This window comes from Variovorax humicola, assembly GCF_037889915.1.
Taxonomy (GTDB): domain Bacteria; phylum Pseudomonadota; class Gammaproteobacteria; order Burkholderiales; family Burkholderiaceae_C; genus Variovorax; species Variovorax humicola.
The window spans coordinates 1-14,532 of sequence record NZ_JBBKZV010000026.1; the positions used below are offsets into that span (position 1 = coordinate 1).

Below are 14,532 nucleotides of genomic sequence, written 5' to 3' on the forward strand. Positions count from 1 at the left end.
GCGCGGTGCCTTCCGCTTTCATGAGGAGTTTGCGGTGGCGGTGGAGCTGCTCAACAAGGGGCTGGTCGACGTGAAGCCGCTGATTTCGGCCACGCTGTCGTACCGCGATTCGGCGCGTGCGTTCGCGCTCGCGGCCGACCGCACGCAGGCGATGAAGGTGATCCTGAACTTCGACTGAGATTGAACACCCCCCGAAGCGCCTGCTGCGCCTCCCCCTCGAGGGGGCGCACCCGGCGGCCCGGGGGTGTTTCATCCCACCTGGAATACGCGGATGCGCACTGCGGCTCGTGCTGGCGCCAAGGAGTCGAGCGTGCCCACGAACGCCCGTCGATTGACCCAGGCGTGCGGCCCGTCGGGTGCGTGGATCTCCACCACCGAGCGTGCATAGCGGCCGCCCGGAGCGCCGTTGTCGACAATGACCCGATTGCGGATCGTGAGCACCGCGCCGTCGTCGCACTGCATCTCGTACAAGGCGTCGAGTTCCTTCACGCCGTCTGCCCGCAACCACTGGCGGTCGGCGCCGCCGGACAACACCACCCCGCGCAGCGCCGGTCCTTCGAAGCGTCCCCCAAGAATGTCGACGATGAATCGATGCCCGCCACGCGCGGGCCCGAGGTCGCGGACCGGGCCGACATCGACTTCGGCCGTGTAGATCCATTCGAGCGTCGGAGCGATAGGTTGATCTGTCATTTGACTTTCCATCACGCTATCGCGTGACCCGCGACCCAAGAAGCCAGGACGAGCACCGCGAAGTCTGTTCGTGGGCACCCGCGGAACCGGCTTTGCCGGGCCGCAGGGTGCGCCCCCTCGAGGGGGAAGCGCCGCAGGCGCATCGGGGGTGTTCCATCCCCCGCGGAACCGGCTTTGCCGGGCCGCCGGGTACGCCCCCTCGAGGGGGAGGCGCCGCAGGCGCATCGGGGGTGTTTCATTCATCTCGTGTTTCGACGAAACGCCGCACGGATTCGATCACGCCTGCACGGCGCGCGGCGCGTTCGGCATCGGGGTCCTGGCCGCTGCCGAGCACCGCCTGGACACTGGAGCGGTTGGACACGAAGTGGAAGCATTGGCCGATGTAGAGCATGTAGACGTCACGCGCGAGGATGCCCTTGCGCATGCTGCCCTCGGCCTGTCCCCTGGCGAGCAGATCGGCCACCATGTCCAGTCCCTGCTGGTTCAGGCGTGCGATGTCTGGCAGTTGCGAAATCACGTGCGCGCCCTGCAGGTTCTCGTACATCACCAGGCGAACGAACTCCGGGTGTTCGCAATGGCTGTCGAAGGCATGTCCCACAAGTTCGATCAGGCCCTCGAGGGGTGGCCTGGCGCGAAGCTGCGACGCGTTGAAGGCATCGCCGCGCACCAGGCGATATGCATGGTCGAGCACCGCGGTGTAGAGCCCCTCCTTGCTCTCGAAGTGGTAGTAGATCATGCGCTTGCTGGTGTGCGTGCGTGCCGCGATGGCATCCACGCGCGCGCCGGCCAGGCCACGGGCAGCGAATTCAGCCAGGCCGACCGTCAGGATGTCGCGAACAACCGGGTCCATCGTCTTGGTTTGGCAGTCCACGCGCCTCAGTCCGCCAGGGCGTTGCGCAAGGTGTCGCAAAGCCCATCGGCCGCGGCGGCGGCGTCGGCCGATATCGTCACGTAGCTGAAGAATCCGTGGTTGAGCGTCGGGAACTCGCACAGCGTCGTCGGCACGCCGGCGGAGCGCAGGGCGGCCGCGTAGGCCAGGTTGTCCTGGTAAAGGAAATCGTAGGGGCCGACACCGATGATGGCCGGCGCGACGCCAGCCAGTGTCGGCGCAAAGACCGGCGACGCGCGTGGATCGCGCGCCCGTTGCACGGCCTCGGGCCCCGTGCCCAGGTACATCTTCGACACCGGGCCATGATCGCGCGTCAGGTCGGTGGCCGGGTAGAGAAGGAATTGCACCTTCAGCGGGATGCCCTCGTCACGGCAGACCACGGCAGCCACTGCGGCAAGATTGCCCCCCGCGCTGTCGCCCCCGACGGCCATGGGCTTGTCCACGCCGCCCAGGCGCTCGCGATGCGCATGCGCCCAGCGCACGGCGGCAAGCGCATCCTCCACGCCCGCCGGGAACGGGTCCTCGGGCGCCAGCCGGTAGCCCACCGTCAGCACGACGGCACCGGTCCGGTTGGCGATGCGGATGCAGTGAGCCTCATGCGAATCGATGTCGCCGAGGATCCAGCCCCCGCCATGGAAGTAGACGAGTGTCGCTGTCGGGACCGCCGCGCCGACGGGCCGCACCACGCGCGCCGGCACGACGCCTTCGGGCCCCGGTATCTCGATGTCCTCGAGGCCACCGGTTTCCAGGCGCGGCTTGGGGTACAGCAGGGCGCGGACGTTGCGGCCGCGCTCACGCATCTCGGGTCCGCTGCCCTCGTAGAGTCCGGGAATGCCCGATTCCTTCCAGCGGCGCTCCATGTCGGCGATGGCGGGGTCGAGGGGCTGGGCAGTGGTCATGGCATCAGGCTCATTTCGAAGGAACGACATTGATCAGATCGATGATCACGGACTGCCCGATCTTGGGCGTCTTCACATCGTCGGTGGCAAAGTAGACGGTATCGGTCGCGGCGATCGGCGCGAACCAGGCGAGGTCGACCACGCGGGCATACACCTTCTTCCACGCCTCCTCCGACTGCGGCAGCGGCACGTTCGCCGCTTCATCCATCAGCTTGCTCAGCGTCGGGTCTTCGCTGCCGTAGAAGTTGAGGCTGCCCTTGGGCGCAAGGGTCTGGAAGCGCGCCAGGTTCGGTACGCCGGAATTGCTGTTGAACAGCAAGGTGTCGAACTGCTTGTTGGCCGCCGCGGCCAGCATGGCGCCGAAGCCCTGCAGTTCGTTGAGGGTCGCGTTGATGCCCACTTTCTTGAACTGGCTCGCCAGCACCTGCGCCATCGTGCGACTCAATGTGTTGTTGACGTAGGCCAGCTTGAGGTCGAGGCCGTTGCCGTAGCCGGCCTCGGCCAGCAGCGCCTTCGCCTTGGCCGGATCGAAGGGGTACTTCGCTTCGTTGGCGGGGTCGTGTCCGAGGAAGCCCTTGCCTTGCAACTGGTCCGTCGGCTGCGCGAAATCACCGAGCAAGGCCTTCGAGATGAGCTTGCGGTCGATCGCGTAGTTGATCGCCTGCCGCACGCGCACGTCCTTCAACGCCGGGTTCACGACGCCTGCGCGATCCGCGATGATCAGTCCGGTCCACTGCACCGGGTCGGTGACCATGCGCATGTTCTTCGCGAGCTTGTCGCGGTTCGCGAAGCCGGTGACGGGATCGCTGACCAGCAACTTGAGTTGGCCGGCCTTCATCGCCTGGATCGCCGAGTTCTGGTCTTCGAAGACGCTCAGGACGATCTTGTCCCACTTGATCCGCGACTTGTCGTAGTAGTGCGGGTTCGGGACATAGGTGTAGGTCTTGCCGGTCACCGTGGCAGCCGGGTCCAGCTTGTAGGGTCCGGCGCCGAAGGTCTCCTTGGCCAGCGAATCGGGATTGGCCAGCGCCTTGGGGCTGATGATGTCGCCACTCAGCCAGTAGGCTTCGAAAAGGTTCACGAAGGCCGGGTTGGGCGCGCTGAGCGTGAAGCGAACGCGCGACGGATCCAGCACGTCGATCGACGTGACCGCGGCCAGGTTCACCGCGAAGGGACTGCCCTTCTTGCCACGCCAGTATTCGACCGACTTCTTCACCGCCGCGGCATCGACCGCCTCGCCATCGCTGAATCTGGCGCCCTGGCGCAAGGTGAAGGTGGCCTGCCGGCTGTCGGGGCTCAACTCCCACTTGGTGGCCAGCGCGGGCTCGAAACTCCCGTCGGCCCGCACGCGGACCAGCGGCTCGTAGGCCGGCAGCAGATGCGTCCCGGCCCGCCCATTGCCTGACAGCGACGGGTCCATGCTCAAGGGCGCGAACGGATTGCCCACTGTCAGCACCTTGTCCTGGGCCAGTGCGGTGCTGCCATGCATCGCGCAGACGGCCAAGGTCAAGGCCGCGGCGAATTGCGTGATCGCCGTGCGGGTCGGAAGCAAGGTGCGTGACATCGGGTCTCCTTTGTGGCTGGGCCGGGTAGCTTGTCTGTTTCGAACGCGGCCGCTCAGATCGCCGCGGCCGCCTGCCGCGCCACGCGCCACTCTTCACGGCGCTGACGTTGCAGGGTGGGATGCGGAATCGGTGCGGCCGCCAGCAGCGCACGCGTATAGGCGTGCCGGGGATGCTCGTGGATTTGAGCCGAGTCGCCCTGCTCCACGATCTCGCCGTGCAGCAGCACCACGGTGCGGCGCGACACGTGCCTGACGACGGTGAGGTCGTGCGAGATGAAGAGCAGGCTCAGGTGCATGCTGCGCTGCAATTCGTTGAGCAAGTTCAGCACCTGGGCCTGCACCGACAGGTCGAGCGCGCTCACGGGCTCATCGCAGACCACCAGCCGCGGGCGGTTGATGACCGCCCGTGCAATCGCGATGCGCTGGCGTTGTCCGCCCGAAAACTGCGTCGGGAAGCGCAACGCGGTATCCACTGGCATGCCGACACGCAGCAGGATGTCGGCGACGCGATCGCGGATCTCGGTGCGGTTGCGATTGCCCGCGGCCATCAGCGGTTCCGCGAGTGTGTCGCCGATGGTGCGCGCCGGGTTCAGCGAACCTACCGGATCCTGGAACACGACCTGGATCTCGCGCCCCAGCATGCGGCGTCGTTCTCGCGAGGCGTGGGTGATGTCCTCGCCATCGAAGATCAACCGGCCCGCCGTCGCGGGTGTCTGGCCCAGGATCACGCGCCCGATGGTGGTCTTGCCGGAACCCGACTCGCCGACCAATCCGACGGTCTCGCCGCGGCCGATCGTCAGATTCACGCCCTTCAGGGCCTTGAACACCTTCCCGCGGCCCTGCGGATATTCGACCCGCAGTCCTTCGACAGTCAGCAATGGCGTGTCCGACTCGTTCATGCGATCGCTTCCTCCTGCGTCATGCGTGCCAGCGTCTCCGAGACCGTGGGCAAGACCTGGCCAGGCGGCGCATTGTGGGGATTGGCCTTGAGCAGCGCGGCGGTGTAGGGATGCCGCGGGTGATCGAAGATGTCCAGTACTCCGGCGGTCTCGAGCACCTTGCCGCGGAACAGCACCATCGCGCGGTCGCAGATGTCCGCGACGACACCCCAGTCGTGCGTGACGAAGACGACCGCCATGCCATGGCTCTGCTGCAGCGAGCGGAGCAACTCCAGGATGTCCGCCTGCACCGTCACGTCCAGGGCGGTGGTCGGCTCGTCGGCGAAGAGCAGCTTGGGGTTCGGCGCCAGCGCGCGTGCGATGCCCACGCGTTGCGCCATGCCGCCGGAGATCTGGTGCGGGTAGCGCCGTGCGACATCCTCCGGATTCGGGATCTTGACCTGCTGCAGCAATTCGATCGCCCGCGCCCTGGCGCGTGCCCGACTCATCGGGTCGTGGCGGCGGATCACCTCCGAGAGCTGATGGCCGATCGTGAAGCAGGGGTCGAGCGCCGCCATCGGCTCCTGGAAGATCATCGACAGCCTCTTGCCGCGCAACGCGCGCAGCGTGTCCTCGTCCTGGAGGTCGATGACCTGGCCATAGAGCCGCAGCGCGCCCTCGACGACGCGCAGGCCGGGGCTCAACAGCCCCATGAGCGCGAGGATGGTGAGCGTCTTGCCGCTGCCCGATTCGCCGACCAGCCCCAGCGTCTCGCCGGGCATCAGGTCAAAGCCCATGCCTTGCACCAATGTGCGCCTGTGCGCGCCCTCGCCTGCCACGATATGCAGGCCGCGCAGCGACAACACGGCATCGGAGGGAGCGTCGGCAAACATCGAAGCGAGCGCCGTTGGATCGACCTGCCTGCGAGTTGCGCTGCGGTGGGTCGGACGCGCCCAGGTCTCCACCGTGGTGTCCCGCAGCGCATCGCCCAGCAGGCCGAAGGAAAGGATGGTCAAGGCCACCACCGCGCCGCTGGGAACCAGCAACCAGGGAAAGTCATTCAGGCTCGCCGCCGCCTCGAAGATGCCGCCGCCCCAGGTCGGTGCCGGCGGCGGCACCCCCAGCCCCAGGAAGCTCACGCCCGTCTGCACGATGACCGCGACCGCCGAGATCAGGGACAACTGGACGATCACCGGCCCCATGATGCGCGGCAATACATGGCGCAGGATGATCGCCAGGTCCGACAGGCCCGAGATGCGGGCGGCCTCGATGAACAGCTCGTGACGCACGCTGAGCGTCGCACTTCGCACGACCCGCGCGACCCCCGCCGAGCCCAGCACGCCAAAGGTCACCATGGCGGCCAGCATCGAGCGATTGAACACGGTCAGCACCGCGAGCGCGATCACGATCAGGGGCAGTGCCTGAAACAGATCCGTGACCTGGCTGACCAGCGCATCAATGCGGCCACTGAAATACCCGGCCGACAGGCCCATGCCCACACCCAGGACTGCTGCGACACAGAGCGCCTGCAGCACGCCGGCGAAGGTCGGGAGCGCCCCATGAACCACGCGGCTGAAGACATCGCGACCCAGGTCGTCGGTGCCCAGCCAGTGCTCGGCGGAAGGCCACTGCTTCACCGCGAGCAGGTCCTGATCCAGCGGATCGAACGGCGCGATCTGGTCGGAAAACGCGCCGAGCAGGACGATCGCCAGCAGCCACGCGAGCGCCACCCAGACCATCGGCCTTCCGAGCAGCCGCGAAACGAAGCTGCGCGCGGAGAGTGCGTCGGAAGCGGAACTCACGCGACCCTCACTTTCGGATTGAGCCAGCCGTAGCTCAGGTCGACGAGCAGGTTGATGGCGACGGTCAGCAGCGTGAAATAGAGCGTCGCGCCCTGCATCAGCGCGAGATCGTTGTTCTGTGCCGCACTCACCGCCAGGCTGCCGAGGCCGGGCAGCACGAAGGCGCGCTCGACGAAGACCGTACCGCTGATCGCATTGACCATGACCAGGCCCAGGACCGTCACCACTGGCAGCGAGGCGTTGCGCAGCGCGTGCTTCCAGATCACCGAGCGCTCCGGCAGGCCACAGGCGCGAAGGCTGCGAATGAAGTCACGCCCCATCACCTCGTTCATCGAATCGCGGGTCTGCTTGGCGATCGTCGTGATCGAGATCAGCGACACCGACAGCACCGGCAGGAGCAGGCCCAGGAACCAGGCCCTCGGGTCCTGCTTGAGGGGCGTGTATCCCGTCGCCGGCAACCATTGCAGCGCGACCGCGAAGACCGCAATGAGCACCAGCGCAACCCAGAAGGACGGAAGCGTCAGGCCGACCAGGGACAGCGTATCGATGGCCCGTCCCACCCAGCCACCGCGCAGCGCGCTGGTGACGCCCAATGCCAGTCCCGCGGCCATGCAAATGACCAGCACGCCAACCATGAGCGAGAGCGTGACGCCGATGCGGTCGTTCAGGAGCGAGACAACGCTCTCCTTGGTGAAGTAGGACTGACCCAGGTCCCCTTTGGCGGCATGCCCCAGCCACTGGCCATAGCGCACGACCAGCGACTGGTCCAGGCCCAGTTCATGCCGAAGTTCCTGGTATTGCTCCTGCGTGCCTTCGCCCTGCATCAGGGTTCGCGCCAGGTCGCCCGGTGCCAGGCTGTTGAGCAGGAAGGTCAGGAAGGTCGCCAGGAACACCAGCGGCACGGACCAGAGGAGGCGACGGGCGATGAGTCTGAGCACGAATGCCTTATGCAAGGAATTGCGAAATACTCAACCGAGACTCACAGTGGCCGCTCTCAATCGAGTGTCAAGATTGCTTATGTACCGTTTAGTACATTGCAGATTTTCATTTCATTTTCGAGGAGGGAGATAGGGAGTATCCCTATGGTTTGGCGCATAAAAGCCAAGTGCCAAGCGCATGGCCGAATTGGCTTGAGGCAGGAGAGGTATTGATCGGATGCGTTCAGTCGCTGTCCCAGGCGACACGCATTGCCGCGCGCTGGGCTCCGTTGGCACAGGTGCCGCAAGCCGCGGTTCTAGGTCGAGGAGCTGAATGCGAGCGAGCGAGCTCGCCGAGACGCCGAACCCCCTTTTCGATTCGCTCGCTCCAGGTGCTGCCGGCGCTCAGGCGCAGGCAGTTCCGAAAGCGACGGCTTGCGGAGAAGACGTCCCCTGGCGCGAAGCAGATGCCATGTTCAAGCGCTTCGTCAAGCAGGGCTCGGGAGTCGAACCCCCTGGGCAGCTCGACCCAAAGCGCGAATCCGCCGGCGGGCCGGCTGACGCGCATCTCGGCCGGGAAACTCGCCTCGATGGCGCGGGTCAGGTGCATCAGGTTCTCTTCCAGCAGGCGGCGTAGCCGGCGCAGGTGTGTGTTGAAGCAATCGCGTTGGTTCAATCTGCAGCAATTGCTCCGCTTCGGCACAGCGTATGCCCTGCCACAGTCTCACTGCAGACCTGCCTGCCCGTTGCGAAATCCTTTGCCCGACAAGTACTTGCATGCGCTGGCATGCGCTGGCCCGTCGCTTGCGGTGTCGTCCATGCGTTCCTTCCTCAACTTTCAACGGAGATGATTCATGGACATGGCAGAAATGCGCAATCTGGGTATCGCGAACCCATTCAAGAAGCAATACGGCAACTACATCGGAGGCCAGTGGGTGGCGCCGATCGACGGGCAGTACTTCGACAACCTCACGCCGGTCACGGGCCAGGCCTTCACGAGCATTCCGCGCTCGAACGCGAAGGACATCGAGGCCGCCCTCGATGCCGCGCACAAGGCGAAGGCCGCATGGGGCCGCACATCGCCGACGGAGCGCGCCAACATCCTGCTGAAGATCGCCGACCGCATGGAGCAGAACCTGCAGACGCTGGCGGTAGCCGAGACGCTCGACAACGGCAAGCCACTGCGCGAGACGATGGCGGCCGACATGCCGCTGGCCATCGACCACTTCCGCTACTTCGCCTCGTGCATCCGCGCGCAGGAAGGCGGCATCAGCGAGATCGACCACGAGACCTATGCGTACCACTTCCACGAACCGCTCGGCGTGGTGGGCCAGATCATTCCATGGAACTTCCCGATCCTCATGGCGGTATGGAAGCTGGCACCGGCCCTGGCCGCGGGCAATTGCGTCGTGCTGAAGCCGGCCGAGCAGACGCCCGCCTCGATCCTGGTGTTGGCGGAGATCATTGGTGACCTGCTGCCGGCGGGCGTGCTCAACATCGTCAACGGCTTTGGCGTGGAAGCAGGCAAGCCGCTGGCCTCCAGCCCGCGCATTGCCAAGATCGCCTTCACCGGCGAGACCACTACCGGCCGCTTGATCTCGCAGTACGCGAGCCAGAACCTGATCCCGGTCACGCTGGAGCTCGGGGGCAAGTCGCCCAACATCTTCTTCGAGGACGTGCTCTCGGCCGACGACGCCTTCTTCGACAAGGCGCTGGAAGGATTCGCGATGTTCGCGCTGAACCAGGGCGAGGTCTGCACGTGCCCCAGCCGCGCGCTGATCCAGGAGTCGATCTACGACCGGTTCATGGAACGCGCGATCAAGCGTGTCGAAGCCATCACGCAAGGCCACCCGCTCGACACCGCCACCATGCTCGGCGCGCAGGCTTCGCAGGAGCAGATGGAAAAGATCCTTTCCTACATCGACCTCGGCAAGCAGGAAGGTGCGCAGTGCCTGACCGGCGGCGAGCGCAACGTGAAGAGCGGCGAACTCGCGTCCGGCTACTACGTCAAGCCGACCGTGTTCAAGGGCCACAACAAGATGCGCATCTTCCAGGAAGAGATCTTCGGGCCGGTGCTGTCGGTGACGACCTTCAAGACCGAGGACGAGGCGCTGGAGATCGCCAACGACACGCTCTACGGGCTCGGCGCCGGCGTGTGGAGCCGCGATGGCGCGCGCGCCTTCCGCATGGGCCGCGGCATCCAGGCCGGCCGCGTGTGGACCAACTGCTACCACCAGTATCCGGCGCATGCCGCGTTCGGTGGCTACAAGCAGTCGGGCATCGGCCGCGAGAACCACAAGATGATGCTCGACCACTATCAGCAGACCAAGAACCTGCTGGTGAGCTACAGCCCCAACAAGCTGGGCTTTTTCTGAGCGAGCCGGCCATGTCCGACACGCGAGCCGTCGACCCCGCCCCCGCGGCGGCCGTCCCTCGCGTGTCGGTGACGCCGGCCGCGCAGGCGCTGATCGAGCGCCTGCGCGCGGAGCATGGCCCGCTGATGTTCCACCAGTCGGGCGGCTGCTGCGACGGCAGTGCGCCGATGTGCTTTGCGCTGGGCGAATTCATCACGGGCGATGCCGACGTCTGCCTCGGCGAGATCGCGGCAACGCCGTTCTACATGAGCCGATCGCAGTTCGAATACTGGGAGCACACGCACCTCATCATCGATGCGGTGCCGGGCAACGGCGGGATGTTCTCGCTGGAGCGCCCGACCGGGTTGCGCTTCCTCACGCGGTCCCGGCTGTACGAAGACGCGGAGTGGAAAGTGCTCGAGGCGCAGGGCCGGCCGTAGCCGACCCCGGCGCTTCAGGCCGCCTGCCAGGCGACGTTGGCGCTTTCGAACATCTTGCGCAGGCGCCCGCTGCGCGCCACCTCGTTGACACCGGCCTGCAGTGCCTGCGCCAGATCCGTCGCGTCCTTCCTGACTGCCATGCCCACCGCCCAGCCATTGCGCTGGGCGCGCGGCGAGGGCAGCGGTGCGATCACGAAGCGCGCGTCGCCGCGCAGCACGGACTCCATTTCCGACGCCAGACCTGCGGCGGCCGCCACCTCGCCGCGCTGCAGTGCGCGCGCTGCTTCGACGCCGTCCTTCCATTGCGTGTCGAGCTGGTTGCGGTAGGCACCGCCATCGGCGCCGATCATGAGCCAGCCAGCCAGCGTCTGCCCCGGCACCGCCACCTTGGCGTCGCCCAGCGCCGACAGGCTGTCGAGTTGCGGCAGGCGGTCGACTTGCCGCGCCAGCACGACGCGCTCGCGGTAGTACGGTGCCAGGATGCTGGCCTGCGGCGTGTCGTCGATGAGCGGCTTGTCGACCGGCACGTGCATCAACAGGTCCGCCGGTCCAAAGCCCAGGTAGTGTCCGCGCCAGACCATGTTGCGCAGGTCGTCGCCCATGTTTTCGCCGGCACCGAACGGCAGCATCGACAGCTTGACGCCGAGCGAGTCCGCCAGCGCCTGCGCCAGTTCTGCGTCGATGCCCTTGCCGTCCACGTGGAACGGCGGCATGTCCTTGTAGAGCGCCACCGTGAGCACCCCACGCTCGCGGATGCGGTCCAGCGGCGCCGCGCGCGACACGAGCGACGACGCCCCGAGACTTGCGGCGCCGATCCACCGAAGGCACGTGCGGCGCGAGAGGTGTGAAGCATGCATCGCCGGCTCCTACATCGGCTTGTCGCGGCGGGTCTCGAGGTAGGCCTTGATCGACCAGATCGCCTCCTGGTTCATCACGCCCTCGAACGGCGGCATGTACACGGCGCCGTTGCGGGTGCGGCCATGTCGCACGGTGGTCAGGAAATAGTCATCGATCTCCTTCAGGCAGGCCGCCTTCTTCGGCGCATCCTTCAGCGACGCGCAGTCGTTGTCGATCTTGCGCAGGTCGGGTGCGATGCCGCCCGAGATCGCCTCGATGCCGTGGCAACGCGCGCAATTCTGGTTGTAGGCGGAAGTTCCAATCTTGACCGCCGACGCATTGCCCCGATAAGGGTTCTCCGCGCGCCACTCCTTGCCGAGTTCCGGCAGTCCGGCGGTATCGACGGCTTGCGGTGTCACATCGCCATGCGACCAGGCCAAGGTCGCGCAGGCCATGCCGAGCGCGGCCGCCAGCAGCATCGACGCGTTGCGGGCCGTCCGGGCACGCGGGGAAACCCCGTGGGTCCGCTGGTACGAGCCGCGGGCCTGTGGTTTGAGATTCGTCATGTCATCTCCGATCGTGTGGAAGTAAAAACGCTGACAAATCCGCAAACGCCGTGCCACGGTGAAGGTGTTGCAAGCGGGAACACAAATTGCGTGAATCACGCTCTGTGTGGCATCCTGTGAGACTGCCAGCCGGCATGTATGAAGAGGGTCGGCGCACGGTGTGCCAAAACGGAACACGGCGACGCGACAGCACGAAGCGTGTTCAAACGAGACGACCTGCCCGCCCAGAGGCAGAGGAGACAATGGAATGGTTGAATCCCACCGAGCGCTGACCACGACAGCCAGGACCTGGACCACGCCCGCGGCGCTACCCTTTCCGCAGCAGCCAGCGCGCACAGAGCTGATCGAGCAGTGGCATCGACGCTGCTCCGCGCTCGGGCTGACCCGCGTCGAACGGCCCGACTTCGAACCCCTGATGCGCGGCGACCTTGCCGTCGCCCGCGAACGCAACCAGCGCCTGTTCACTCATGCCGCGCCCGTCATGGAGATGCTGTTCGAGCAGATCGTCGACACCGAAAGCATGATCGTGCTGGCCGACGTGTCGGGCACCATCCTCCACTCGGTCGGTGACGACAAGTTCCTGCAGCGAGCCGACAAGGTCGCGCTGATGCCGGGCGTGAACTGGGCGGAGCATTCCAAGGGCACCAATGCGATCGGCACCGCGCTGTTCGAAGAGGCGCCCACGGTCGTCCACGGCGGCGAGCATTTCATCCACGCCAACAATTTCCTCACCTGCTCGGCAGCGCCCATCTTCGACCCGCGCGGCAACATGCTCGGCGTTCTCGACGTCACTGGCGACCAGCGTTCCTACCATCAGCACACGATGGGCCTGGTCCGCATGTCGGCGCGCATGATCGAGAACCAGTGGCTGTCGGACGACTACAGCAACCGCCTGCGCCTGCACTTCCATAGCCGGGTGGAGTTCATCGGCACGTTGCTGGAGGGGATCATCGTGGTGGGCATGGACGGCAAGGTCCTCGGCGCCAATCGCAGCGCGCTCGACCAGCTCGCCATGAGCAGCGCTGCGCTGCGCATGCACAGTCTCACCAGCCTGTTCGGCACGACCGCCCCGGCGGTGTTCGACCACTTCCGCGTGCCGCTGCCCGCGCCGATGATGCTGTGCCTGGCCGACGGTCGACGGTTCCATGTGGCCGCACGGTTCAACGGGCCGCAGCGATCGATGGTGCTGGAGCCGCACGTTGCGCAAGTCCCAACCGATGCGGCGGTCAACGCCCGCCCGGCTGTCACCGAGAGCCGAAAGCCGCTCGGCGCGCTGGCGGGCGACACGGCCAATTCGGCGGACGGCACGCTGTTCTCTGGCCTGCACTACCTGAACACCGGCGACCCGCAGATCGAGGCACTCATCCACAAAGTGCAACGTGTCATCAACCGCGACATCCCGCTGCTGATCCTCGGTGAGACCGGCACCGGCAAGGAGTTGCTTGCGCGGGCCGTGCACCAGGATTCGAACCGCGCCAGGCAGCCCTTCGTGGCGGTCAACTGCGCATCGATTCCCGAGTCGCTGATCGAAGCCGAACTGTTCGGCTACGAAGACGGTGCTTTTACCGGCGCGCGCCGCAAGGGATCGGTGGGACGTATCGTTCAGGCCAATGGCGGCACCTTGTTCCTCGACGAGATCGGCGACATGCCGCTGGCCCTGCAGGCGCGCCTGCTGCGCGTGCTGCAGGAGCGTCAGGTGACGCCGTTGGGCAGCCTGAAATCGATTCCGGTGGACATCGCCGTGATCGGCGCGACGCACCGCAAGCTGCGCGACATGATCGAGTCGGGCACGTTCCGCGAGGATCTGTACTACCGGCTGAACGGCCTCGTGGTGAAGCTGCCTGCGCTGCGCGAGCGCCGCGACCTCGAAGTCGTGGCGCGCCGCATCCTGCTCACCGAATGCCCGCACGCCACTCCCGAGATCAGCGCTGCGGTGATGTCGTTGTTCAAGGCCTGTGCGTGGCCCGGCAATGTGCGCCAGCTGGCGAATGTCCTGCGCACGGCGTCCGTCATGGCCGCGGGCGAAGTCGAGATCGCCGAGCACCATCTTTCAGACGACTTCCTGGAAGATGCGCGCAGCGGGCGCCCGGTGCAAGCGCCGCAGGTTCCGGCGGCCATGCGCGTGGCGCCACCGGTTGCCGACGCCGTGCCCGTCCGCTTTCCGGAGGTCTCCGACGAGCGCGCCGTCGAGCCCGCGGTCGAGCCCGCCCCTGCGCAGGCGATGGCCGAATCGGCCGCACCCCGCACGCTGGGCGAAAGCGAAGTGGAGTTGATCCGCAACGCTCTCGCTGCGGCCAACGGGAACATCTCGGTCGCGTCGAAGCGGCTTGGCATCAGCCGCAACACGATCTATCGCAAGCTTCGCCGGGCCAAGTGAAGCGCGCGAACCTGCGTCTCTCCTGGGGACTTCCCTGTACCGCCGTGGAACGGCGCTGTACCTGCCTGGAACACTGCCAGGCAACGCTTGCCGTTGCCGGCCCTCCGAAGCCCTTGGCATAGGGGCAATCCCGAGTCTTTTCTCAAGCGCTGCGCCATGCCGGCGCGGGCACGCGATTTGCGGAACTGTCCTTGCCCACACGGCAATCCCGCCGGGCCCGTTCTGCTTCCAAGGAGACTTCCATGCAATGGTCACAACCCGCGTTTGAAGACATGCGTTTCGGCTTCGAGATCACGATGTACATCTCGCACCGCTGAGC

14 protein-coding genes and 1 pseudogene are annotated in these 14,532 nt (G+C 66.2%); 5 read left to right on the top strand and 10 right to left on the bottom strand.

Annotated elements, in window-relative coordinates:
• A pseudogene (locus WKW80_RS27795) lies at positions 1–178 on the top strand (L-idonate 5-dehydrogenase); the annotation flags it as partial.
• A gap of 71 nt (positions 179–249) precedes the next feature.
• Here the strand turns inward: WKW80_RS27795 and WKW80_RS27800 are convergent.
• The 8 genes from WKW80_RS27800 to WKW80_RS27835 all read right to left on the bottom strand — a co-directional run bounded on the left by WKW80_RS27800 (position 250) and on the right by WKW80_RS27835 (position 8,315).
• A complete protein-coding gene (locus tag WKW80_RS27800) occupies positions 250–690 on the bottom strand; it encodes a DUF3237 domain-containing protein (RefSeq protein ID WP_340366824.1) in 441 nt (146 codons plus the stop codon).
• A 235-nt stretch (positions 691–925) separates the two neighbouring features.
• Positions 926–1,561, bottom strand: coding sequence for a TetR/AcrR family transcriptional regulator (locus WKW80_RS27805; protein ID WP_340366825.1), 636 nt, complete (start codon positions 1,559–1,561; stop codon positions 926–928).
• Between the two features lie 5 nt (positions 1,562–1,566).
• Positions 1,567–2,478, bottom strand: coding sequence for an alpha/beta hydrolase (locus WKW80_RS27810; RefSeq protein WP_340366826.1), 912 nt, complete (start codon positions 2,476–2,478; stop codon positions 1,567–1,569).
• A gap of 10 nt (positions 2,479–2,488) precedes the next feature.
• Positions 2,489–4,042: an ABC transporter substrate-binding protein gene (locus WKW80_RS27815; RefSeq protein ID WP_340366827.1), complete on the bottom strand. Its 1,554-nt coding sequence runs from the start codon at positions 4,040–4,042 to the stop codon at positions 2,489–2,491.
• A gap of 53 nt (positions 4,043–4,095) precedes the next feature.
• Positions 4,096–4,941, bottom strand: coding sequence for an ATP-binding cassette domain-containing protein (locus WKW80_RS27820; protein WP_340366828.1), 846 nt, complete (start codon positions 4,939–4,941; stop codon positions 4,096–4,098).
• Complete coding sequence (locus WKW80_RS27825) at positions 4,938–6,722, bottom strand: dipeptide/oligopeptide/nickel ABC transporter permease/ATP-binding protein (protein WP_340366829.1); 1,785 nt, start codon at positions 6,720–6,722, stop codon at positions 4,938–4,940. Before WKW80_RS27825 ends, WKW80_RS27820 begins: the two co-directional genes overlap by 4 nt.
• Positions 6,719–7,660, bottom strand: a complete 942-nt coding sequence (locus WKW80_RS27830; RefSeq protein ID WP_340366830.1) for an ABC transporter permease — start codon at positions 7,658–7,660, stop codon at positions 6,719–6,721. Before WKW80_RS27830 ends, WKW80_RS27825 begins: the two co-directional genes overlap by 4 nt.
• A 223-nt stretch (positions 7,661–7,883) precedes the next feature.
• On the bottom strand, positions 7,884–8,315 hold the full coding sequence (locus tag WKW80_RS27835; protein ID WP_340366831.1) for a hypothetical protein: 432 nt from the start codon (positions 8,313–8,315) through the stop codon (positions 7,884–7,886).
• A gap of 178 nt (positions 8,316–8,493) precedes the next feature.
• On the opposite strand from WKW80_RS27835, the gene adh reads away from it, so the two are divergent.
• Both adh and WKW80_RS27845 read left to right on the top strand, forming a co-directional pair.
• Positions 8,494–10,014, top strand: a complete 1,521-nt coding sequence (gene adh / locus WKW80_RS27840; protein WP_340366832.1) for an aldehyde dehydrogenase — start codon at positions 8,494–8,496, stop codon at positions 10,012–10,014.
• A gap of 11 nt (positions 10,015–10,025) precedes the next feature.
• Positions 10,026–10,433, top strand: a complete 408-nt coding sequence (locus tag WKW80_RS27845) for a DUF779 domain-containing protein (protein WP_340366833.1) — start codon at positions 10,026–10,028, stop codon at positions 10,431–10,433.
• A gap of 14 nt (positions 10,434–10,447) precedes the next feature.
• On the opposite strand, the gene WKW80_RS27850 is transcribed toward WKW80_RS27845, so the two are convergent.
• Complete coding sequence (locus tag WKW80_RS27850) at positions 10,448–11,290, bottom strand: transporter substrate-binding domain-containing protein (RefSeq protein WP_340366834.1); 843 nt, start codon at positions 11,288–11,290, stop codon at positions 10,448–10,450.
• Positions 11,291–11,299: 9 nt separating this feature from the next.
• Positions 11,300–11,749 (bottom strand): cytochrome c-550 PedF, encoded by a 450-nt coding sequence (gene pedF, locus WKW80_RS27855; RefSeq protein ID WP_340366908.1) that lies wholly within the window; start codon positions 11,747–11,749, stop codon positions 11,300–11,302.
• 334 nt (positions 11,750–12,083) lie between these two features.
• Here pedF and WKW80_RS27860 point away from each other — a divergent pair, with 334 nt between their 5' ends.
• Complete coding sequence (locus tag WKW80_RS27860; protein ID WP_340366835.1) at positions 12,084–14,213, top strand: sigma-54-dependent Fis family transcriptional regulator; 2,130 nt, start codon at positions 12,084–12,086, stop codon at positions 14,211–14,213.
• A 242-nt stretch (positions 14,214–14,455) separates the two neighbouring features.
• The gene (pqqA, locus tag WKW80_RS37450) at positions 14,456–14,530 is read left to right on the top strand and encodes a pyrroloquinoline quinone precursor peptide PqqA (RefSeq protein WP_081781751.1); all 75 of its coding nucleotides are present in this window, start codon (positions 14,456–14,458) and stop codon (positions 14,528–14,530) included.
• Positions 14,531–14,532: the final 2 nt, after the last annotated feature.